This is a genomic window from Pseudomonas fragi (assembly GCF_025426255.1).
Classification (GTDB): Bacteria; Pseudomonadota; Gammaproteobacteria; order Pseudomonadales; family Pseudomonadaceae; genus Aquipseudomonas; species Aquipseudomonas kulmbachensis.
Genome location: NZ_CP104861.1, coordinates 3,502,435 through 3,524,739 on the forward strand (window position 1 = coordinate 3,502,435; position 22,305 = coordinate 3,524,739).

At 58.7% G+C, this 22,305-nt stretch carries 24 protein-coding genes; all 24 read right to left on the reverse strand.

From position 1 onward, the window contains the following. A complete protein-coding gene (gene fliR / locus N7D90_RS16250) occupies positions 1-783 on the reverse strand; it encodes a flagellar biosynthetic protein FliR (protein WP_261738964.1) in 783 nt (260 codons plus the stop codon). Next, entirely contained in the window at positions 784-1,053 is a 270-nt protein-coding gene (fliQ, locus tag N7D90_RS16255; RefSeq protein WP_019828826.1) for a flagellar biosynthesis protein FliQ, read from the reverse strand. Positions 1,054-1,056: 3 nt separating this feature from the next. Next, a complete protein-coding gene (gene fliP / locus N7D90_RS16260; RefSeq protein ID WP_261738965.1) occupies positions 1,057-1,800 on the reverse strand; it encodes a flagellar type III secretion system pore protein FliP in 744 nt (247 codons plus the stop codon). Then, positions 1,800-2,237: a flagellar biosynthetic protein FliO gene (fliO, locus tag N7D90_RS16265; RefSeq protein ID WP_261738966.1), complete on the reverse strand. Its 438-nt coding sequence runs from the start codon at positions 2,235-2,237 to the stop codon at positions 1,800-1,802. The genes fliP and fliO overlap by 1 nt, the downstream gene beginning before the upstream one ends. Next, the gene (gene fliN, locus N7D90_RS16270) at positions 2,238-2,702 is read right to left on the reverse strand and encodes a flagellar motor switch protein FliN (RefSeq protein ID WP_261738967.1); all 465 of its coding nucleotides are present in this window, start codon (positions 2,700-2,702) and stop codon (positions 2,238-2,240) included. 47 nt (positions 2,703-2,749) lie between these two features. Next, a complete protein-coding gene (gene fliM, locus N7D90_RS16275; RefSeq protein ID WP_261738968.1) occupies positions 2,750-3,718 on the reverse strand; it encodes a flagellar motor switch protein FliM in 969 nt (322 codons plus the stop codon). Between the two features lie 9 nt (positions 3,719-3,727). After that, entirely contained in the window at positions 3,728-4,219 is a 492-nt protein-coding gene (gene fliL / locus N7D90_RS16280; RefSeq protein WP_261738969.1) for a flagellar basal body-associated protein FliL, read from the reverse strand. A gap of 252 nt (positions 4,220-4,471) precedes the next feature. Beyond that, positions 4,472-5,647 (reverse strand): flagellar hook-length control protein FliK, encoded by a 1,176-nt coding sequence (locus tag N7D90_RS16285; protein ID WP_261738970.1) that lies wholly within the window; start codon positions 5,645-5,647, stop codon positions 4,472-4,474. 78 nt (positions 5,648-5,725) lie between these two features. Continuing rightward, complete coding sequence (locus N7D90_RS16290) at positions 5,726-6,088, reverse strand: Hpt domain-containing protein (protein ID WP_261738971.1); 363 nt, start codon at positions 6,086-6,088, stop codon at positions 5,726-5,728. Between the two features lie 30 nt (positions 6,089-6,118). Continuing rightward, on the reverse strand, positions 6,119-7,450 hold the full coding sequence (locus tag N7D90_RS16295; RefSeq protein ID WP_261738972.1) for an ATP-binding SpoIIE family protein phosphatase: 1,332 nt from the start codon (positions 7,448-7,450) through the stop codon (positions 6,119-6,121). 8 nt (positions 7,451-7,458) lie between these two features. Further along, entirely contained in the window at positions 7,459-7,764 is a 306-nt protein-coding gene (locus N7D90_RS16300) for an STAS domain-containing protein (protein ID WP_261738973.1), read from the reverse strand. Positions 7,765-7,903: 139 nt separating this feature from the next. Next, a complete protein-coding gene (fliJ, locus tag N7D90_RS16305; RefSeq protein WP_261738974.1) occupies positions 7,904-8,356 on the reverse strand; it encodes a flagellar export protein FliJ in 453 nt (150 codons plus the stop codon). Between the two features lie 6 nt (positions 8,357-8,362). After that, on the reverse strand, positions 8,363-9,721 hold the full coding sequence (fliI, locus tag N7D90_RS16310; RefSeq protein WP_261738975.1) for a flagellar protein export ATPase FliI: 1,359 nt from the start codon (positions 9,719-9,721) through the stop codon (positions 8,363-8,365). Beyond that, entirely contained in the window at positions 9,711-10,469 is a 759-nt protein-coding gene (fliH, locus tag N7D90_RS16315; protein WP_261738976.1) for a flagellar assembly protein FliH, read from the reverse strand. Before fliH ends, fliI begins: the two co-directional genes overlap by 11 nt. Beyond that, entirely contained in the window at positions 10,470-11,489 is a 1,020-nt protein-coding gene (gene fliG, locus N7D90_RS16320) for a flagellar motor switch protein FliG (RefSeq protein ID WP_261738977.1), read from the reverse strand. After that, on the reverse strand, positions 11,482-13,266 hold the full coding sequence (fliF, locus tag N7D90_RS16325) for a flagellar basal-body MS-ring/collar protein FliF (protein ID WP_261738978.1): 1,785 nt from the start codon (positions 13,264-13,266) through the stop codon (positions 11,482-11,484). Before fliF ends, fliG begins: the two co-directional genes overlap by 8 nt. A 15-nt stretch (positions 13,267-13,281) precedes the next feature. Then, the gene (gene fliE, locus N7D90_RS16330; RefSeq protein ID WP_016781577.1) at positions 13,282-13,614 is read right to left on the reverse strand and encodes a flagellar hook-basal body complex protein FliE; all 333 of its coding nucleotides are present in this window, start codon (positions 13,612-13,614) and stop codon (positions 13,282-13,284) included. Between the two features lie 243 nt (positions 13,615-13,857). Then, complete coding sequence (locus tag N7D90_RS16335; protein ID WP_261742463.1) at positions 13,858-15,225, reverse strand: sigma-54-dependent transcriptional regulator; 1,368 nt, start codon at positions 15,223-15,225, stop codon at positions 13,858-13,860. 5 nt (positions 15,226-15,230) lie between these two features. Beyond that, on the reverse strand, positions 15,231-16,349 hold the full coding sequence (locus N7D90_RS16340; RefSeq protein ID WP_261738979.1) for a sensor histidine kinase: 1,119 nt from the start codon (positions 16,347-16,349) through the stop codon (positions 15,231-15,233). A 206-nt stretch (positions 16,350-16,555) separates the two neighbouring features. Further along, a complete protein-coding gene (locus N7D90_RS16345; protein WP_261738980.1) occupies positions 16,556-18,037 on the reverse strand; it encodes a sigma-54 dependent transcriptional regulator in 1,482 nt (493 codons plus the stop codon). Between the two features lie 180 nt (positions 18,038-18,217). Further along, positions 18,218-18,511: a flagellar protein FliT gene (locus N7D90_RS16350; RefSeq protein WP_261738981.1), complete on the reverse strand. Its 294-nt coding sequence runs from the start codon at positions 18,509-18,511 to the stop codon at positions 18,218-18,220. 16 nt (positions 18,512-18,527) lie between these two features. Beyond that, positions 18,528-18,917 carry a flagellar export chaperone FliS gene (gene fliS, locus N7D90_RS16355; RefSeq protein WP_261738982.1) on the reverse strand — a complete coding sequence of 130 codons (390 nt, stop codon included), beginning with the start codon at positions 18,915-18,917 and terminating at the stop codon, positions 18,528-18,530. Between the two features lie 96 nt (positions 18,918-19,013). After that, positions 19,014-20,375 (reverse strand): flagellar filament capping protein FliD, encoded by a 1,362-nt coding sequence (gene fliD, locus N7D90_RS16360; RefSeq protein WP_261738983.1) that lies wholly within the window; start codon positions 20,373-20,375, stop codon positions 19,014-19,016. A gap of 155 nt (positions 20,376-20,530) precedes the next feature. Beyond that, positions 20,531-22,258 carry a flagellin gene (locus N7D90_RS16365; protein ID WP_261738984.1) on the reverse strand — a complete coding sequence of 576 codons (1,728 nt, stop codon included), beginning with the start codon at positions 22,256-22,258 and terminating at the stop codon, positions 20,531-20,533. Positions 22,259-22,305 lie beyond the last annotated feature (47 nt).

A 22,305-nucleotide genomic window follows, 5' to 3' on the forward strand; every position in this document is an offset into this window, starting at 1 on the left:
CTATCTCGCCTGTGCCAGTTCACGTAAGAACTGCAGAGCCTCGGAGGCCAGCGGTTGATACTGGTTGAGAATGTCAGCCATGCTGATCCACAGAATCACCATGCCTAGCACCAGGGTCAGCGGAAAACCGATGGCAAAGATATTCAGTTGCGGCGCGGCCCGGGTCATCACGCCGAAAGCAATATTGACCACCAGCAGCGCAGTAATCGCAGGCAGCACCAGCAGCAGCGCGGCCCCCAGCACCCAGCCCAATTTGTTGGCGATTTCCCAGTAATGGTTGGTCAGCAACCCGCCACCCACCGGCAAGGTGGTGAAGCTCTCGGTGAGCACCTCAAACACCACCAAATGGCCGTTCATCGACAGAAACAGCAACGTCACGAGCATGGTGAAGAACTGCCCGATCACCGCCACGTTAACCCCGTTTGCCGGATCGACCATGGACGCAAAGCCCATGCCCATCTGGATCGCGACAATTTGCCCGGCCACCACGAACGCCTGGAAAAACAGCTGCAACGAGAACCCCAGCAACGCACCGATGATGATTTGCTCGGCAATCAGCATCAGGCCGCTCAGGTCCAGTGGGTTGACGGTGGGCAACGGCGGCAGGCTGGGCATGATCGCCAGGGTAATCGCCAAAGACAGAAACAGCTTGATGCGCTTGGGCACCAGGGTCGTGCCGATGATCGGCATGGTGGTCAGCAGCGCGCCCACCCGGAACAGCGGCAGCATAAAGCTGGCGACCCAGGTACTGATCTGCGCGTCTGTCAGGGCGAGCAGCGACATTTAGCCGATCAACTGCGGAATGCTGCCGTACAACTGCAGGATGTATTCCATAAAGGTCTGCACCAGCCACGGCCCCGCCACGATCAAGGTGATCAACATCACCAGCAATCGCGGGAGGAAGCTCAAGGTTTGTTCGTTGATCTGGGTCGCTGCCTGAAACATGGCCACCAGCAGCCCCACCAGCAAGCTGGGGATCACCAGCACGGCGACCATCAGGGTGGTCAGCCACAACGCACTGCGAAACAGGTCAACCGCAACTTCCGGGGTCATGATTCAGACTCCACCAAAACTGCTGGCCAGCGTGCCAATAATCAGCGCCCAGCCATCCACCAGCACAAACAGCATGATTTTAAACGGCAGCGAGATGATCAGCGGCGAGAGCATCATCATGCCCATGGCCATCAGCACACTGGCCACCACCAGGTCGATGATCAAAAACGGAATAAAGATCATGAAACCGATCTGGAAGGCGGTTTTCAGCTCCGATGTGACAAAGGCCGGAACCAGAATGGTCAGGGGCGCGGCATCCGGGGTAGCGATATCGGTGCGTTTGGACAGGCGCATAAACAGCTCAAGGTCGCTGGTGCGGGTCTGCGCCAGCATAAAGTCCTTGATCGGCACTTCAGCCTTGAGAATGGCATCCTGGGCCGTGAGCTTTTCCGCAAGGTAAGGCTGCAAGGCATCGTTGTTCACCCGGTCGAATACCGGGGCCATGATAAACATGGTCAGGAACAGCGCCATGCCAGTCAGGATCTGGTTCGACGGGGTCTGCTGCAACCCCAGCGCCTGACGCAGGATCGAAAACACGATGATGATCCGCGTAAAGCTGGTCATCAGCATAACGAATGCCGGGATAAAGCTCAGCGCGGTCATGATCAGCAGGATTTGCAGGCTGACCGAATACTCCTGCTGGCCGTTGGCCCCGGTACCCAGGGTGATGGCCGGAATCGACAGCGGGTCAGCCCCTAACGCCAACGGCGCGACCAGCGCCAACAACAGCGCGACAACTAAACGCATTACGGCTTGTCCTTTTGCTGACCCAGTATTTCCATCAATCGTTTGGCAAATTCGGGGGTTGCCGACTGCGCAGTACCCGGCACTTGCACCGGTTCCTTGAGCACATGCAACGGGGTGATACGGCCCGGCGTGAGGCCCAGCAGGATCTGTTCGTTGCCGACTTGCACCAGCACCAGCCGATCCCGCGCACCCAGGGCCCGTGAGCTGATCAATTCAATTACCTGGCCCTGACGCGGCCCCGTCTGCTGAACGCGGCGCAGCAGCCAGGCCAGGGCAAAAATCAGCCCCAGGACCAACAGCAAACCCAGCACCAGCTGCGTCAATTGCCCGCCGATGCTGGCGCCGACCACGGGTGCAGCCACCGTGGCATTGGCCACAGGCTCTGCCGCCAGCACGCTAAAGGGCAAGGCCAGTAAACCGCCGAGGAACCGCTTCACTTAGCGCAGCTTCTTGATGCGTTCGCTTGGACTGATCACGTCGGTCAGGCGGATGCCGAACTTTTCGTTGACCACCACCACTTCGCCGTGAGCAATCAGGGTGCCGTTGACCAGCACATCCAGCGGCTCACCAGCCAGACGATCGAGTTCGATCACCGAGCCCTGATTGAGTTGCAGCAGGTTGCGGATGTTGATGTCGGTACTGCCCACTTCCATGGAGATCGACACCGGAATATCCAGAATCACATCCAGGTTGGGTCCGTCCAGGGTGACCGGCTGATTATTGCGCGGCACGCTGCCGAACTCTTCCATCGCCAGCCGGTTGGAAGTCGGCTTGGTGGCCGCATCGGCAGCCAGCAACGCGTCGATATCTGCCTGGCCAACATCGCCGGTTTCTTCCAGAGCCGCTGCCCATTCATCGGCCAGCGCCTGGTCTGCAGCAGTTGTATCGTGTTGGTTAGTCATGGGGTGTCCTCGGCGGGCATTCAATCATTGGATTCGTGTGGGGCGGCTTAGCGCCGACCGATGGGCTCAACAACCTGCAAGGCCAGATTGCCCTTGTGCGAGCCCAGTTTGACCTTGAACGAGGGCACGCCATTGGCGCGCATGATCAGTTCATCTTCCAGCTCGATCGGGATCACGTCGCCAGGCTGCATATGCAAAATATCGCGCAGGCGCAATTGACGGCGAGCCACGGTGGCACTGAGCGGCACGCTGACATCGAGTACATCTTCGCGCAGGGCCTTGCTCCAGCGCTCGTCCTGATCGTCGAGATCGGACTGGAAACCGGCATCAAGCATTTCGCGCACCGGCTCGATCATCGAGTACGGCATGGTCACGTGCAGGTCGCCACCTCCGCCATCGAGTTCGATATGGAATGTGGACACCACGATGGCTTCGCTGGGGCCGACGATATTGGCCATGGCGGGGTTCACTTCCGAGTTGATGTACTCGAAATTGACTTCCATGATCGCTTGCCAGGCTTCCTTCAAGTCGATGAAGGCTTGCTCCAGCACCATGCGCACCACCCGCAATTCGGTGGGGGTGAATTCACGGCCTTCGATCTTGGCGTGACGGCCGTCACCGCCAAAGAAGTTGTCTACCAGTTTGAACACCAGCTTGGCGTCGAGGATAAACAGCGCCGTGCCGCGCAACGGTTTGATCTTGACCAGGTTGAGGCTGGTGGGCACGTACAGCGAGTGCACGTACTCGCCGAACTTCATCACTTGCACCCCGCCCACCGCCACGTCCGCCGAGCGGCGCAGCATGTTGAACATGCTGATGCGGGTGTAGCGGGCGAAACGTTCGTTGATCATTTCCAGGGTCGGCATGCGGCCCCGGACGATGCGGTCCTGACTGGTCAGGTCGTAGCTTTTGACACTACCGGGCTCGGCAGCTGTTTCGGCCTGTACCAGACCGTCATCGACGCCATGCAGCAGCGCGTCAATCTCATCCTGGGACAGCAGGTCTTGCACGGCCATGTCGTGATCCTACTGCAATACAAAGTTAGTAAAGAGCACCTGATCGATAACCACTTTGCCGAGTTCTTTTTGCGCAACTTCCTGCACGCTGGCAGTGGTTTTCTGGCGCAGTATTTCCTGGCCTACCGGTGTCGCGAGATCGTCAAAGGTCTGCCCGGAGAACAGCATCACCAGATTGTTGCGGATCACCGGCATATGCACCATCAGCGCCTTCAGGTCGGCAGGGTCGCGCGCCTGCAAGGTCAAACTCACTTGCAGGTAACGCTGGCGGCCATTGGCGTTGTAATTGACCACAAAGGCCGGAGTCAGAGGTTCATAGATCGCGGGCAGCTTGACGTTGGCATTCGCCTCGGCCACGGGTTCAGTCTTGGGGCTGTGCATGAAATACCAGGTAGCGCCCACGGAAAGACCTATCGCCAGCAGCACAGCCACGACGATCAGGATAATCAGCTTGAGTTTGCCTTTGCCGGCCGGTTCATTTACCGCGTCGCTCGTCGCCATGCCAATAATCCGTCACTATTTGGTTTTCACAGGTGCCAGACTTGGCAGAGCAAGTGTTATGCCAGAAGTGGTTGCGACATAAATCCCAGCCCTGTAGCAGCTGCCGAAGGCACGAGGCTGCGTTCGGTTGCGCAGCAATCGTAAAACCTGAAAGCCGGGTTTAACTGACATACCGCAGGGCCTGACTTTGCGGCGGCTGAGCCGCCGAACGCAGCCTCGTGCCTTCGGCAGCTGCTACAGAGGGGGAGCTGATTACGCGTAGTAATCCACCGCACTGGAGCCCAGCACTACCCTGGGAGCCACTGGTGCTTCGACCGCGAGTTCTTCTTCGCCGCCACTCTCAAGTCGATGCCCGCTGGAGCGGCTCTGGGCCTGCTCCTGACCCTGCTGCCCCTGCCAGTTGCGCGACTGGTCAGAGACGTTAACGTCGACCTGCCCCATGCCCTGCTGAGCGAGCATTTCGCGCAAACGATGCATCTGGCTGTCCAGCGCTTCGCGAACGCCGGCATGGCCACTGACAAAGTTGACTTGCGCCGATTGGTCGGCAGCAATGTTGACCCGAATATCCAGACGCCCCAGTTCTGCCGGCTCCAACTGGATATCGGCCGATTTGAGGTTGGCACTGGACAGGTACATCACACGATTGACGACTTCTTCAGACCAGCCGCTCTGGTGCATGGCCAACGGCTGGTTGACCGGCAGTGCATTCACGGTTTTTGGTACGGATGCCTGGGTCAGCGCCGCCAGGCGATTGGCGAAGTCATCGACCCGCGTGTCGCTGGCCGCGCTTTTCAGGTCCTTGAGGCCATCGTCTACCAAGCCCTTGAAGGCTTTTTCGCCGCCTTCACCCGCTGTCGAGTCGTCGGCTTTCGCATCGACCAGCATGGTTACTGCACCGGCCTGCCCTTGTGCAGCGGTGGGCGCGGCTTCACTCGGGGCGTTTTTAACCGGAGTCTGACTGCTGGCGGATACATGCCCGCCTTGCTCCATTGCCAGGCGCACAGCGGGCATTGCATCCAGAGGGTCAGCTTCGGGGTCGAAGCCGTCGTCGGCCACAGGTTGCGGCGGTACTTGAACCGCCAGCTGGGCCACTTGCACTTCAGCAGTGACCGGCACCGCCTCAGGTGCGGCCTCCACCACCGGTGCCGGTGCTGGGGTCACGGGCTGCAAAACCAGCGGATCGGTGGCTGCCGCGTCATCAGCCAGCCTGGCACTCTCATCCTGATCGGTGCTGGCTGCCTCCTTGGCCTTGCCGCCAGGCAAGGGGTTGCCGCTATCGGCAACGGCGGGTGCCGGGGCAGACGCCTCGGCATACACCTTGGCAAAGGGTTGCGCCTCGGCATTGACAAGCTGCGCAGGGTTGCCCGCCGCTGCCTTGGGGGGCGCAGCAGCAGGTGTCTGGAGCAGTGATTGGGCGACAACAGGCATTAACGGGTCTCCGCTGTACGGCTGGATATGGGTACAGGTCAGAGAGTCAGAGCAAGGTTCGGGCCAGCTTGGGTAAAATCAGCTGGACGCAAAGTGTGGAGGCTCGGAACGATGGCGCTCGGCGCGATAGAGTCGACGTACCATCTGGTATTCATCGTCGATTTTAATCACCAGCTCCTGGATGCCGACCAGTTGTTTCTTTTGCGCACGTTCTTCGAGCTGGCCGCACAAATGCGCCAATCGAATGGCACCCATATTGCTGCTGCTGCCTTTAAAGCTGTGGGCAACCAGTGTCAGGTCGCCTGCTTCGCGGGTGCTGTGCAATTGGCCAATACGCTCTTCGGAGTCCGAGAGAAAGGTGTCCAGCAGGTCCGCAAACCCTCCTTCCATCACGTCTCGCAACGCACTTACCACTTTTGGATCCATATGGATATCAGACACTTGTTCACTCCTTGATCAAGAATGGGCGGATTATGCCAGACCCCCCCATGAAAACTCTACGGTCGCACTGCGACCATCGGGTGCCCAACGCGCTGCAGGGCACAGTTGCCGTACCAAACTCACCCCACGCCCCGACAGACGGTCTAGATCAAGTGGTCTGGCCAGCACTTTGGCAACGTCAAAGCCCGCGCCACTGTCCTCGACCTGGACCAGCAAGCGACCACTATCCCCAATCGGCTCGACCTGCAACGACACCCGCACAAACCCGCTTTTGAGAGTCGCCAAACGCTCCTTGCGCTGCTGATAATAATGCGCGAACCCCTCTGTATCGCGCTTTAGCCGAGAGTCGAGGCCCAGCACTCCATGTTCCAGCGCGTTGCTGTAAAGCTCGGATAAAACGGCATGGATCACCGCACCTTGAGCCCGCAACCCGTGAACCTCCATCATCAATTGCAGTAAATAAGGCAGAGGGTTGAACTGTCGCAGGGTTGGTGCCCGAAACTCGAAACTGGACGACCAGTCCAGCGGGCTGCATTGGCCGCTGTCGGAGTAGACGATAGCCGGCACACCGAAAGGCTGTGGTAATTGCGAGGTGATCTGCACCATGCTCACATCATCGCGGGCAAGGCCCTGAAAATCACGCAAGGCCTGTTCGACCTCGGCAATCAATTGCAGCGGATGCCGATTGGCATCCAGCACCCGCTCCAGCCGCTCAACCCCGAACAACTGCTGATCCGGCCCACAGGTATCAATTACCCCGTCAGTCAATAAAAACACCTGATCCCCAGGCAGCATCGGCAATACCTGAGTGGCATGATCAAACACTTCGGCACGCAACACCCCCAGTGGCAGATGCTGCGAGGTCAATGCCGTGCGCTGCCCGTCGGATTGCAGATAGCCATCGGGCATGCCGCCATTCCAGACCTCGACACAGCGGCGCTGGGCACTGACGCACAGCAAGGCGGCGCAGCAGAACATGTCCACCGGCAGGATGCGTTTGAGCTTGGAATTCATCTCCCGCAGGATTTCCGCCAGCCCGTAGCCCTTGGCCGTCATGCTGTAGAACACTTCAGCCAGGGGCATGGCACCAATAGCCGCGGGCAAGCCGTGGCCGGTAAAGTCGGCTAGCAGTAGATGGGTATCGCCTGACGGCGTATAGGCGGCCAGTAGCAAGTCGCCGTTAAACAAGGCATAGGGCGATTGCAGATAGCGGATATTAGGCGCATCCAGACAGCCCGAGTGCGCTACTCGGTCAAATACCGCCTTGGCCACCCGCTGCTCATTGAGCAGGTAGTCGTTGTGCTCGGCGATCAGGTCGCGCTGTTGCAAAACCGTCTGTTGCAGATGCCACAGACGCTCCATTGGGCTGCTCAATTGATATCGAACAACTGGTCGAAGTTGGATGTGCCCAGAATTTTGCGCACATCCGGATTGCTGTTGACCACCCGGATATCAGACTCATCACCGCCTGCATATTCACGCAGCAACAACAACATGCCCAACGCCGAACTGTCGAGGTAGGTCGCCTCTTTCAAGTCCACTACCACGCAGGCGGGCCGGGGATTCAGCTCCTCATAGGCATCACGAAACTCCTGATGCTTGGCGAAGTCGAACCGCCCCTTGATCGCAATTGTCAGCTTACGGCCATCTGCGGAGATTTCAGATGTCACTGCCATATGGATACTCCCGTGGTTGACCCAGCAACTATAGACGGTCTTGCGAACGAAAATGTGTAACCTCGTGCCTCGACAGCGGCTACAGATACTTCACCGAGGGAGCGAGCAGGCTCGCTCCCACAGGGGGCCTTAGTCTGGCTCAGTAAACTTCTTTACGCGGCAAGCGCTGGGACAGTTCATCCATCAATTTCTGTTCGCGCTTGTCTTCCAACTGGCGGGCTTCGTCGGCGTAGCGCTGGACCAGTTTGCGCAGACCCTCGACCCGGGCATAAGCGGCTTGCCAGGTCTCGCGGGCTTTATCGAGGTTGTTCTGATGCCACACCAGGCTCTGGCGCTGCTGGCCAACGGCAGTTTCCAGCTGGCCTAGAAAGTATTGATAGTTGCGCAACCATTGGCCCGACACGCCCTGGCTGCCACGATCAACCCATTGCTCCTGGTATTCGCCACGGTAGTTTTCCAGATCCCCGAGCTTGCTGTTGGCCAGGTTGACCTGCCCTTGAAAGTGACCCAAGCGCTGGGCTGCAGCCTTTTCGGTCTTTTCGGCCATATCGACCACTGGCGCCAGGCGCGCCGCCCTTCCATCACCAACCATGATCGATTAACCACCCGCTGCCGGCGCAAAGATGCTGCCCAGATGGCCGCCACTTTCGGCCAGGCTGATGTTGTCGTTCAGCCCTTGGCGCAGGTACGCCACCATCGCCGGTTGCAGGGAGATTGCGGTGTCGGTTTCGCGGTCGCCGCCCGGCACGTAGGCACCGACGCTGATCAAGTCCCGCGCCTGCTGGAAGCGCGACCACAGCTGTTTGAACTGCTGCGCCCGGCGCATGTGCTCTGCCGTCACCACCGACGGCATCACCCGGCTGATGGACGCTTCAATGTCGATGGCCGGGTAGTGCCCTTCTTCGGCCAAGCGCCGGGACAAGACGATATGGCCGTCGAGTACGCCTCGCGCCGAGTCGGCAATCGGATCCTGCTGGTCATCGCCTTCGGACAACACGGTATAAAACGCGGTAATCGAACCACCACCCGCCTCGGCATTACCGGCACGCTCCACCAGCTTGGGCAGCTTGGCAAATACCGAAGGCGGATAGCCCTTGGTCGCAGGCGGCTCGCCAATGGCCAAGGCGATTTCCCGCTGGGCCTGGGCGAAGCGGGTCAGGGAGTCCATCAGCAACAGGACGTTCTTGCCCTTGTCGCGAAAATATTCGGCAATCCGCGTGCAATACATGGCCGCACGCAACCGCATCAATGGCGCGTCATCGGCGGGCGACGCCACGACCACCGAGCGCTTGAGCCCTTCGGTACCAAGGATGTGCTCGATAAACTCCTTTACCTCACGGCCCCGCTCACCGATCAGACCGACCACGATAATGTCGGCCTCGGTAAAGCGGGTCATCATCCCCAACAGCACACTCTTGCCCACCCCTGTACCGGCAAACAGGCCCAAACGCTGGCCGCGCCCGACCGTCAACAAACCGTTGATGCTACGAATACCCACGTCCAGCGGCACGCTGATCGGATCGCGCTTGAGCGGGTTGATCGCGGGACCGTCCATTGGCACCCAGTCTTCGGCCTTCATCGGGCCTTTGCCGTCCAGCGCGCGCCCGGCGCCATCCAGCACCCGCCCGAGCATGCTCATGCCCATGGGCAAGCGGCCATTATCGGCCAGCGGCACCACCCGGGCGCCGGGGGCAATTCCGGCCACACTGCCCACGGGCATCAGGAAAATTTTGCCGCCGGAAAAGCCCATGACCTCGGCTTCGACTTCCACCGGGTGAAAGCTGTCGTCATTGATCACCAGGCAACGGCTGCCCATGGCAGCACGCAAGCCTTCAGCTTCAAGAGTCAGGCCGACCATGCGCAGCAAGCGCCCCTCGACCACTGGCTGCACGGGCAACGACACGGCCGGGGCATAGGTGCTCAGGCGCTTGGCAAAGCTGGTGCGCTTAAGGTGCATCGAGGTCGATTTCAATATCAGGCGCCGCCGGGTGCAGCGCCTGTTCGTGGAGTTGGTCAAACAACTGGCTCATGGCCTGCTTGACCCGAGTTTCGATGCTGGCATCGATCCGGCTGTGTTCGGTTTCAATGCGGCAGCCGCCGGGTTGCAAGCTGTCGTCTTCGACAATCCGCCAGTGCTCGTCATGGCGCTCGCGCAAGGCCTTGATCTGATCGAAATCCTGCGGATTGATAAACAGCCGGATATTTTCGGCGCCCATCGGCAGCAGCTTCAGGCCTTCACGCAGCACTTTTTCGATCTGAGTGGAGTCGGTTTTCAGTTCGCGCTGTATCACTTGTCGGGTCATATGTTCGACCAGCCCGACCATGGCTTTTTCCAGCTGTTGATCCTGCTCGGCAAGTGGCGCCAACAGGCTGCTCATCAAGCGCTCCAGGCTGGCGACCTTGGCGTTCAGAGCCACTTCTGCTTCCTGGCGGACCTTGAGCTGAGTGCTGTGAAAACCTTCTTTTTCACCAGTGGCGAAGCCTTCGTTGTAGGCCTCCTGACGAATGCTTTCCAACTCTTCGAGGGTCAATGGCTGGACTTCATCCAGCGGCACTTCTTCCATCTCGACCGGCAGCTCTTCGACCGGCTCGGGTTCAGGCGCTTCGGGTTCGCGCCACGGGTCAAAGCTGGGCAGCCCCCATACATCGAAGGCGCCAACATCCTTGGCGCGGATCACATCACCGGGAGACTCGCCGCTGCTCACTTAGATCATCTCTTCGCCGCCCTTCCCGCCGAGAACAATTTCTCCGGCTTCGGCCATACGGCGGGCGATGGTGAGAATTTCCTTCTGCGCGGTTTCGACATCGCTGACGCGTACCGGCCCCTTGGCTTCCAGATCGTCGCGCAGCAGCTCGGCAGCACGTTTGGACATGTTCTTGAAAATCTTTTCCTGCACGTTCTCGTCGGAGCCCTTGAGCGCCAGCACCAGCACGTCCGAAGATACCTCGCGCAGCAGCGCCTGAATGCCCCGGTCGTCAACGTCGGCCAAATTATTGAAGACAAACATCAGGTCTTCGATCTGCCCGGACAGGTCTTCGTCGATATCGCGAATCGAGTCCATCAGTTGCGACTCCATCGAACTGTCGAGGAAGTTCATGATATCGGCCGCCCGCTTCACGCCGCCCAGAGAGGTGCGGGCCGCATTGGAGTTGCCGGAGAACTGCTTCTCGAGGATCTGGTTCAGTTCCTTGAGCGCCGCCGGCTGCACGGTGTTCAGCGACGAGACCCGCAGGATGATGTCCAAACGCGCCTTTTGATCAAAGTGACCGAGCACTTCGCCCGCCTGATCCGGGTCAAGGTAGGCCACCACAATGGCTTGGATCTGCGGGTGCTCGAAGCGGATCACGTCGGCCACTGCCCGCGGTTCCATCCACTTCAAGCTGTCCAGGCCGCTGGTGTTGCCGCCCAGCAGAATACGGTCGATCAGACCATTGGCCTTGTCTTCGCCAAGGGCCGAGGTGAGCATTTTGCGGATGTAGCTGTCCGACCCGACGCCAAGGCTGGTCTGGTCGCCGACAATTTCGACGAACTCGCTCATCACCTGCTCGACCTGCTCACGGTGTACGTTGCGCATTTGCGCCATCGCCACACCGACCCGCTGAACCTCCTTGGGGCCCATATGCCGCAAAACTTGGGCCGCGTCGGTTTCGCCAAGCGACAGCAGCAAAATTGCCGCCTTGTCGACCCGGCTCAGTTTGGCGGCGGCGGCACGGTTATCACTCATCGGCATTGATCCACTCTTTTACTACCTGGGCTACACGGCCCGGATCTTCAGCGACCAGACTCTTGATTGCATTCAACTGGGCGTCATAGCCTTCGCTCGGGCTTGGCAACAGGATGCTTTGCGGGCCGCCGAGGCTGACACGGTCGTTACCCAACTCGCCATCCAGACCGCCCATACCGCCCATTTCGGCATCGCTGCCAATACCTGCCGTTTGCTTGTTGCGGCCATGGCCGGTGATGTTGTTGAGCACCGGGCGCAACACACCAAACACCAGCACCAGAATAAACAGCACGCCCAGTACTTGTTTGACCACATCCCAGAACCAGGGCTGCGAATAGAACGGAATATCGGCGATCACTTCAGCACGCTCGGTGGAGAACGGCACGTTGATCACACTGACGCTGTCGCCGCGACTGGCATCAAAGCCCACCGCGTCCTGTACCAAGCGGGTAAAGCGCGCCAGCTGATCGGTGCTCCACGGCACCTGGGTGACTTCACCGTTGGCCGGGTTGACGCTGAGCTTGTCGTCGATCACCACCGCCACCGACAGGCGATTGACCCTGCCCTGCTGCTGCTTGGTGTGGCTGATGGAGCGGTCCAACTCAAAGTTGCGGGTCGATTGCGAGCGCTTGTCGGCCGGGTACGGGGCCAGCATCGGCTGACCGGTGCCCGGGTCCATGATTTGCTGGCCGTTGGCATCGAGTAACGGCTGACCCGGCTGGATCATACCCGTGGCGCCAGCGCCCCGACCGGCTTGCTGCGGGGCTGTGGCCGGGCTCGGCGGCTGGTTGCTCAAGGCTCCGGGCACCCCTTGCGGGCCGTTGCTGGCAGTACGCTGCTCGCTGGTCGATTGCTCGCTGCGCAGGGCCGGTTGATCGGGGTTGAACTGCTCGGAGGTGGACTCGACTGCACTGAAATCCACATCGGCCGACACTTCGGCCTTGTAGCGGTCATTACCCAGCACCGGCTGCAGAATGTTGTGCACACGCTGGGTCAGCATGCCTTCCATGCGGCGGCTGTAATCGAACTGCTTGCCAGCCATGGTCAATTCGGAATTTTCGCCCTGATCCGAGAGCAGGTTGCCTTTTTGGTCGACGACGGTGATCTGCGACTTGCTCAACTCCGGCACGCTGGTGGCCACCAGATTGACAATCGCCAGTACCTGGCCAGGCTCCAGCGAGCGGCCTGCGTACAGCTCAACCAGTACCGAAGCGCTGGGCCTGCGCTCATCGCGCACAAACACCGAGCTTTTAGGGATGGCCAAGTGAACCCTGGCGCCCTTGACGTTATTGAGGCTGGAAATGGTGCGCGCCAGTTCGCCTTCCAGACCACGGCGATAGCGCGTGGCTTCCATAAACTGGCTGGTACCCAGGCCCTGGTCCTTGTCGAGAATCTCAAAACCGATATTGCCATCAGTCGGCTTGACGCCTGCGGCGGCGAGCTTGAGCCGTGCACGGGAGATGTCATCGGCCTTGACCAGCAAGGCACCCGAGTTGGGTTCAACGGTGTAGGTAATATCTGCAGCGGCCAGGGTTTCCATGACCTGCTTGGCATCCATACCGGCCAGGCTGCCATACAGCGGCCGGTAATCGGGCTGCTGCGACCACAACACCACGGCAAAACCAATCGCCACGCTCGCCGCCAGGCCGACCATCAGGCCGACCTGACGCAGCATGGTCATATCAGCCAGATTATCGAGGAAGGACAGGCCAAACAGCGACGACTTGCCGCCTGAGCCTGCTGGGGCCGGAACGTTATCCGGGAGTGCATCTGCCATGACTTTATATCGCCCTTAAACCGGCATCTGCATGATGTCTTGGTACGCCTGAACCAGCTTGTTACGCACTTGGGTCAAGGCCTGGAAAGAAACGCTGGCCTTCTGGGAAGCAATCATCACGTCAGTCAGATCGACGCCACTCTTGCCGATTTCGAACGCATTCGACAACTGGCTCGACGCCTGCTGGGTTTCGCTGACCTTGTTGATCGCATTGCCGAGCATGTCGGAGAAGCTGCTGGCACCCGCTTCGGGAGCGGCCTGCACAGCCGATTTCGGCTGAGCCATGGCGTCCATCTGCATGGCCCGCATGTCCAACATCAATCGATTAAATTCAATACCTTGGCTCATGGACAACTGCCTCCGACGACCCGCAATTTTTTGACACTTTCACAGCGCATACCGAGGTGTAGCAACAAGAGTGCCAGCTCTTTGTCGTTCTATAACAATTAACGTTACAAAACGTCGCAGGTAAAGAGTCAATCAACTATGTGGGAGCGAGCCTGCTCGCGAAGGCATCACCATATGCACCTGATAAACCGCTGCGCTTGCATAGCGAGCAGGCTCGCTCCCACAAAAAAAAGGGCCGACCTGTCAGCTCGATGCAAACAGATAGGCCTCAACATCCATCCCCGCATCGCGCATCTGCGCCAGCTTGTAGCGCAGGGTACGCGGGCTGATACCCAGCCGCTCGGAGGCTTCCTTGCGGCGGCCGCGCTCGGCCCGCAGGGTGTCGATGATCATCTGAAACTCTCGGCGGCGCAGGTCGTCGCCCAATCCGCCGGGCGATTCCGGCATTTCAACCGCTAACGGCGGCAATGGCGCGCAGGCCACAGGCCCGGCCAGGCAAAAATCTGCCGCCTCGATCAATCCGCGCTGCTGCAGGATCAACGCACGTTGAATGGCGTTATCCAGCTCACGCACATTGCCAGGCCACGGGTAAGTACTCAGGCACGCCTTGGCATCCGCGGAAAACCCCACCGCCGTGTGCTTCATTTTGCTGATGTATTTAGCCAGCAAGCGCTCGGCCAGCGGCAGGATATCGGCAGTGCGCTCGCGCAAAGGGCGCCAGGCCAGCGGAAACACCGAAAGACGGTAGTACAAATCTTCCCTGAAGCGCCCCGCCGCCACTTCGCCCGCCAGATCGCGGTTGGTGGTCGCCACCACGCGGATATCCAGCACGATCGGCTTGCGCCCGCCAACCCGCTCCACTTCACGCTCTTGCAACACGCGCAGCAATTTGGCCTGCAGACCCAGCGGCATTTCGGAAATTTCGTCGAGCAGCAAGGTGCCGCCATCCGCCTGCTCGAACTTGCCCGCCTGGGCTGCAATGGCGCCAGTAAACGAGCCTTTTTCATGACCGAACAACGTGGCTTCAAGCATGTTGTCGGGGATGGCTGCGCAGTTGATCGCCACAAACGGCTGATTGACCCGATGGGAGTGCTGGTGGATATAGCGCGCCAGCACCTCTTTACCAGTGCCCGACTCGCCCGAGATCAGCACCGTTGCGTCACTGCGGGCCACCCTTGCTGCCAGCTCCAGCAGTTGCGCGCTGGCCGGCTCCACCGCCACCGGACCTTCAGTGTCCGCCACCCCTAGACTGCCCAGGGCATGGCGGGCCACCAGATCGAGCAGGGCCTTGGGCTCAAACGGCTTGACCAGATAGTCCACCGCGCCCTGACGCATTGCATCCACGGCACGCTCCACGGCGCCGTGAGCCGTCATCAGCAACACCGGCAATTGCGGCTGACTGCTGCGCAGGCGGGCAAGCAGTTGATGGCCATCCATGCCCGGCATGTTGACATCGCTGATCACCAGGCTGAATGACTCCAGGGCGACTGCCGCCAGCGCTTCCTCGCCCGAACTGACGGCCCGAAACCCATGCCCGGCCAACAACAAAGTGTCCGCCAAGGCCTCGCGCAATGCATGGTCGTCCTCGACCAGCAGCACGTTAATTCGCATCACCATCAGTTTGCCTCCGCCACACCGGGAATCAGCGGTAAACAGAGCAAGGCGCAGGTGCCACGCCCCAGCCGCGAACGTAATTGCAACTGACCCTGATGCGCTCGCACCACGGCATTGACCACCGCCAGCCCAAGGCCGGTGCCGGTGGCTTTGGTGGTAAAAAACGGCTCACCCAAGCGCGCCAGAACCTTGGGCTCAATACCACTGCCGCTGTCACTGACACACAACCGCAGACTGTTGTCACGACGGTACAAGTGGACTTTGAGCCGCACCTGCGCGGCACCGGTTTGCAGGGCGTTTTCGATCAAGTTCAGCAGCGCACCGACCAAGGTGTCGCGATTACACAGCAACTGCCCTGTATAGGCGTCGCACTGCCAGCGTATTTCGACGCCCTGGACATGGGTTTGCGCTGCGGCCTGCAGGGTTTGCATCAGGACTTTGGGAGTAACCCGATCGGTCAGCGGTAGTTCGCCACGGGCAAACACCAGCATGTCACGCACCTGATGTTCAAGCTCGTGCAGACGCTCCTTGAGGCGCCCGGCAAAGCGCTGCTGGGTTTCTACCGGCAGTGCCTGCTCGGTCAAGTGACTGGCGTAAATCAGCGCGGCCGAAAGCGGCGTACGAATCTGGTGAGCCAGGGAAGCAACCATCCGCCCCAGCGAAGACAGGCGTTCATGGCGGGCAAGCTGGTCTTGCAGGCGCCGGGTTTCTGTCAGGTCGTTGAGCAACACCAGTTGCCCCGGCTCTGCGTCCAATGAACGTGTAGCGATCGACAGTCGCCGGCCGTCCTTCAAGGAGACTTCGTGACCATCGTCTTCGCGGGGTGCAAAGCAGCGGGCAATCACATGGCGCCACAACTCGCCTTCCAGAGGGAGCCCCAGCAGCTCGCAGGCCGCAGGGTTGGCCTCGCGCACCCGGCCGCGATCATCAATCACGATGACCCCGCCGGGCAGCAGATCAAGGAGGTTTTGCAGGCGATTGGCCAGCCGCTCTTTTTCCGCCAGCTCGGCCATGCGCTGCGCGCTGACCACGGCCAACTCGCCCGCAAGCTCAGAGACACGAGCTTCGAGCAGGCTGTAGGGATCAGGGACAGAGGACAGTTGGATGGCGGCTTGAGACATGCTGCGTTCTCGCTTGGCTGACCGTCATAAAACGGTTCGTTACACCAAGCGAAGCAATACCCGTGCCTGATACGGGCGCATTGCAAATGTAGCCGCTGCAGAGATACTTCAAGCGTGGGAGCGAGCCTGCTCGCGAAGATCATTCGCGAGCAGGCTCGCTCCCACTGGGGATTGACCTGGAACAGAGTATCTACAGAGCTACAACGTCAATCGTCTGACTGCTCTTCGCCTTCGCGACGGCTCATGCCGTACTTGCGCATTTTTTCGACCAGGGTGGTACGGCGAATCCGCAGGCGCTCCGCGGCACGGGCGACGATGCCATTGGCGTCGTCGAGTGCCTGCTGAATCAAGCCCTGCTCCAGCCCGCCCAGGTAGTCCTTGAGGTCCAGACCTTCGGGCGGCAGCATCGCATTGGCACTGGCGACAAAATCGGTGGTGGCGTTGTTGATCGCCACGCGCTCTTCCATATCGCTGCGCAGGCTGTCGACCAGCTGCTCGTCTTCGTCATCCACGTAGCGGAATTTTTTCGGCAGCTCAACAACGCCAATCACCCCGTACGGATGCATGATTGCCATGCGCTCGACCAGGTTGGCCAACTCGCGAACGTTGCCCGGCCAACCGTGACGGCACAGCGACATGATCGCAGCGGAATTGAAGCGGATCGAACCGCGTTTTTCGTGCTCCATGCGCGAAATCAGCTCGTTCATCAGCAACGGAATATCTTCGACCCGCTCACGCAGCGGCGCCATTTCAATCGGGAATACGTTGAGGCGGTAGTACAGGTCTTCGCGGAAGGCGCCGACTTCAATCATGCTTTCGAGGTTTTTGTGCGTGGCGGCGATAATGCGCACGTCAGCACTCTGCGTCTTGTTACTGCCCACACGCTCGAAGGTGCGCTCCTGCAACACGCGCAGCAGCTTGACCTGCATCGGCAGCGGCATGTCGCCGATTTCATCGAGGAACAGCGTGCCGCCATTGGCCAGCTCAAAACGCCCGGCGCGGCTAGTGATAGCACCCGTGAAAGCGCCCTTCTCATGCCCGAACAGTTCGCTTTCAAGCAGCTCGGCAGGAATCGCCCCACAGTTGACCGGCACAAACGGCGCATCACGGCGCTTGGAGTGGTAATGCAGATTACGTGCGACCACTTCCTTGCCGGTCCCGGACTCGCCAAGGATCAGCACGCTGGCATCGGTATCGGCCACTTGCTGCATCATCTGACGCACATGCTGAATCGCCCGACTGGTACCGACCAGGCTGCGGAACAGGTTGGGTTCACGATGACGGCCGCGCTCGCGGGCCTGATCGTACATCTCGCGATAGACCTGGGCACGGTGCAGGGAATCAAGCAATTTGCTGTAGCTGGGCGGCATTTCGAGGCTGGATAACACCCGGCGGCGCTGGTCTTCAGGCAGGTCGACCGAAGAAACTTCACCTAAAAGCATGATCGGCAGGAACTCATCCCACACAGCCAGTGTCTTAAGTAAACCTGAAGGCCCACCGGGGGCACTCACCGTGCCTACAAGCACGCAGAGTACTTCGCGGCTGGACGACAAGGAACTGACGGCCTGCTCCCACTCGTGGCTAGGGCTGGCCAAATTTTCTTCGCCAAGAAAATTCAGAATCACCGCCAGGTCGCGGCGGCGGACGCTATCGTCATCGATCAGCAGAATTTTGGTTTCACGCCACATGCAATAGCAACTTCCCTAGTCAACTCAATGCCCCGGATGGCAGGACATATGTAGACGCCCTAACCCTGTTGGATATCTAAGACGACTGAAAACAGAATAACGCGCTAGTTAAGTCAAAAAGCTGTGCATAGTCAAATTTATGGCGGTTTAAAACGCGATTAACCACATCTTCTTTAAGCCTTAACCGAACAGATGGTAAACCTTTGACGCATTTTTTGCTTGATTGATCTGCCCCATCTGCTCAACAACCGACTGACGCTCATCGGTTGCCGCCTCCAGCAACATGCGATACACCACCAACAGCCCTTCCAGATTCTCGCGCAACACCGCTTCATCCAGCGGTGCTTCATCGAGCACATTCTCGACACACACCCGACAGGCCGAGTCCAACTCGCCGATGGCATCCCAATTGCGCTCGGCCAGAGCATCAATCAGCGCTTCGCGGGTTTCCTGAATTCGTTGCAGTTGGCTCATGACGCACTCCTCGGGCTTATTGCGGGGCAATGGCATCCCAACCACTTTTTACAGTGATCAGCAGACGGGCCACTTCATCGATGATCTCCGGGTCGTTCTTGGCATTGGCCAGGGTCAGGCGCACGGTCATGTATTCGTACAGGCTGTCCAGCTGCTGCAAGGCCGCCTTGTCATCGGTCTTGTCTTCATCCAGGCCCTGACGCAGGCCGGTGATGATATCGATGGCCTTGGTGATCAACATCGCCTTCTGCGGGATATCACCACGGCTCATTGCGCCTTTGGCCTGGGCCATGCGATCCAGACCGCCTTCCATCAGCATTTGAATCAGACGATGGGGGCTGGCTTCGGAAATTTGAGCGTGGGAATTAACCTTCTGATACTGACGAAGGGCGCGCATCGGGTTCATGTTTCTACCTCATTACGGTGACAGGCAAAAATGACTGGTTATTGATTTTTATATCGACTGAGCGGCCAAAAGCTTTAGCCGTGAGGCCGGGCGAAATCAGTTGGATTTAGGGTTATTCAAGGAATTGAGCGTGGTCATGATGCTGGAGCTGCTGGCGTTGATTTTGGCGATCAGACCGTCCATGGCCGTGTACTTGGCGGTCAGGGTGGTTTTCATCGACTCCATGCGCCGGTCCAGATCCGATTGCTGGGTGGTCAGATCGGTGAGCTTGGTATTCAGGTCCGTGGCGCGAGTCGCCAACAGCCCCGCCGTACCGACATAGCTCTCGGTGGCCTTGGTCATGCGCGTGATCAGACCGGTATCACCGGTAAACACCTTGGCAATCTCGATTGCACCGTTGGGCGTGGCAACCGCTGCTTTCCACTTGGTGTCATCCAGGGTCAGCAGCCCGGTTTTCTGGTCGGTACTGATACCCATCTGCGCCAGGTTGCCGACACTCGACGTACCCGAGTTTTGCAGCAGCTCGCCGCGCAAACCGTTAACCAACTGACGCATCGACGCATCACCCGTCAAGGCACCCGCAGTGGTGGTCGCCGCATCACCGGTGGCGGTGACCTTGGTCTGGGTGTTGATGCTGGTCAGCAGCGCGTTGTAGGCCGTGACAAACGACTGCACCGAGGTTTTCAGGGTGTCGGTGTTGGAGGCCACGGTGATGGTGGACGCCTTGGTATCGAGCAACTCAAGGGTCACGCCACTGATGGCCGAGGTGATCTTGTTGCTCGACGACTCCATGGCGATGTCATCGATGGTGTACTCGGCATTCACCGGGGGTTTACCGGCGCTGTACCCGGTGGCCAGTTCCGAATCACCGCTGACGGTAATATCGGTGCCCTTGCCCGTGGTCTGCGAGCCGATCACCAGACGCGAGCCGTTGGCATCGGTCAGAACGTTGGCGCTGATGCCCTTGGACTGCAACTGGGTGTTGATCGCGTCCCGGGTCTGCTGCATGGTCGCGCCAGCCGGGATCTTGACGTCATAGCTGTCACCGGACTGCGAGATGGTCAGGGTCTGGTCTTTTTCGCTGGAGTTGACCGACGCCGATGCGCCCCCTTCAAACACCTTGCTGGTGATTTTTGATGCGGTCGCCAACTGAGTGACGTTCAGCGCGTATTTGCCGCTGGACGCCTTGTCATCGATGGTGACTTTAGAAATTTTTTCGTCATTGGACGAAGCGGTCAAACCGTTGAAGCTGGAAACGCTGTTGAGTTTGGCAATGGCCGTGCGATAGGTTTCGAGCGAAGCCTTTACCGTACCCACAGCGGAAAGCTGGATGGTGGTGTCTTTTTGTTGCGCAGTAATCTGGCTTTGCTTGGGCGCTTTTTCAGCATCAACCAAGGCTTTCACAATCCCGATGGTGTCGAAACCCGAGCCGACACCGGTAATCGTTGAACTGGCCATCTGTATTCTCCTTGTACGGTGGCTATCGCTTTATTGACGAAGCAAGTGCCAAGGCTGCAGGCAGCTTCACAATTCGTGCCACCTTCAAGTACCAAACGCTGAAAAAACAAAAGGGCACGTAAACGCGCCCTTTTGTTCTCAACCTAGCGCTGAAATTACTGAAGCAATTTCATAACAGCGGAAGGCAGCTGGTTAGCCTGGGACAGGATCGCGGTGGATGCCTGTTGCAGGGTTTGTTGCTTGGTCAGCTCGGCAGCTTCGGAAGCGAAGTCAGTATCCTGAACGCGACCCAGTGCAGCGGTGGAGTTCTCGGAAATGCTCTGCAGGTTGGCCACGGTGCTGGTGAAACGGTTTTGTACGGCACCCAGAGCGGAACGCTGGGTGTCGATCTGCTGGATCGCATCAGCCAGAGCCTGGACGGTACGCTGGGAGTCAGCGGCAGTCAGGACGCTTAGGCTAGCCACGTTAGTTTCTACGGTAGTGGCTTTGGTGGTATCAGTTTTGCCAGTTGCCGGAGTCAGCCCCAAATCTGCCAAACCTGTGCCAGCAGCACCATCCTTGATAGTGATGTCCTTGTTGGAGAACAACTTCAAGGTGCCGTCAGCGTTTTTACTGGCAGTTACACCGGTGCTGGCGCTGTTGATCGAGGAAACGATGGTGTCAGATGTGTCGCCCTTCTTGAACTTGACTTCAACACCGTTGAGTTCGATCGAAGTGTCTTCTTTCAGTTTCGCTTGGGAAGTACCGGCCGAAAGACCTAACTGAGCCAGCGAACCACCCGTGGTTGTGTTGGCTAGCTTTATATCACTTCCATTGCCAGTGGTAACTTTGATACGTCCATCAGCTAGTTCAGCCTTAGCTCCTGCACCTGCGGCAGTTTGAATTTTCGCCAGTACTTGTGTGTATGTTTCAGTATCGGACCACGCCACAGCATTACCATTAACAGAAATATCACCTTTAGAACCGATAACATCACCAGTCAGTTTTGGGACTTCTGAAACTTCAGTCTTACCAGCTGTCAAACCGAGCTTATTCAAAGTGGTACCAGCACCAACATCACCAAGCTCAATCGCCTTACCGTCGGTAGAGGTGAGAGTCAGCTTGCCTCCAGCATCAGCAACAGCTCTCACATTAGTTGCAGCCAACTGATCATTAATATCACTTGCAGCTTCATCACCCCCAGGTTTCCCTAGAGCAGCACCTGTCAACGTGATCTCTTTACCATTAATCGTAAATTTATCACCCGCCGTAGTGGCGACTGGAGCAGAACCAGCCACCACAGTTGCCGCAACTGTGCTCAATGATGCGCTAGTTGTAGTCGCACTCAAACCAGCCAAAGCAGCACCGCTTGTAGTCGCTTCGCTGTAAGAACCTTTCAAACCAGTAGCACTGATATCGCTCATGCCAAACGAAATAGTCTGGTTAGCATCAGCACCGACCTGGAAGGACTGGTTGGTGAACGAACCGTCCAGGATGTTACGACCACCGTAAGTAGTGGTTTGTGCGATACGGGTCAGTTCACCGGTTTTCGCAGTAAATTCTTGTTGCAGGGACGCACGGTCGGCGTCGCTTTTATCACCGTTCGCGGACTGCAGGGCCAGTTCACGCAAACGTTGCAGAATGTTGGTCGACTCTTGCATCGCGCCTTCAGCAGTCTGTGCAATCGACGAGCCGTTGTTGGCGTTAGCGATGGCAACGGTCATGCCTTTGGTCTGAGAGGTCAGACGGTTGGCGATCTGCATGCCGGCAGCGTCGTCTTTGGCGCTGTTGATTTTCAGGCCGGAAGACAGACGGGTCATCGAGGTGCTCAACGAGTCGCCGGCTTTGTTCAGGTTCTTCTGAACGGTCTGGGACGTGACGTTAGTGTTTACTGATAAAGCCATGACGAAATCCTCATTGGATGAATACTGCGGCTTCCGGCCCTGGCAAC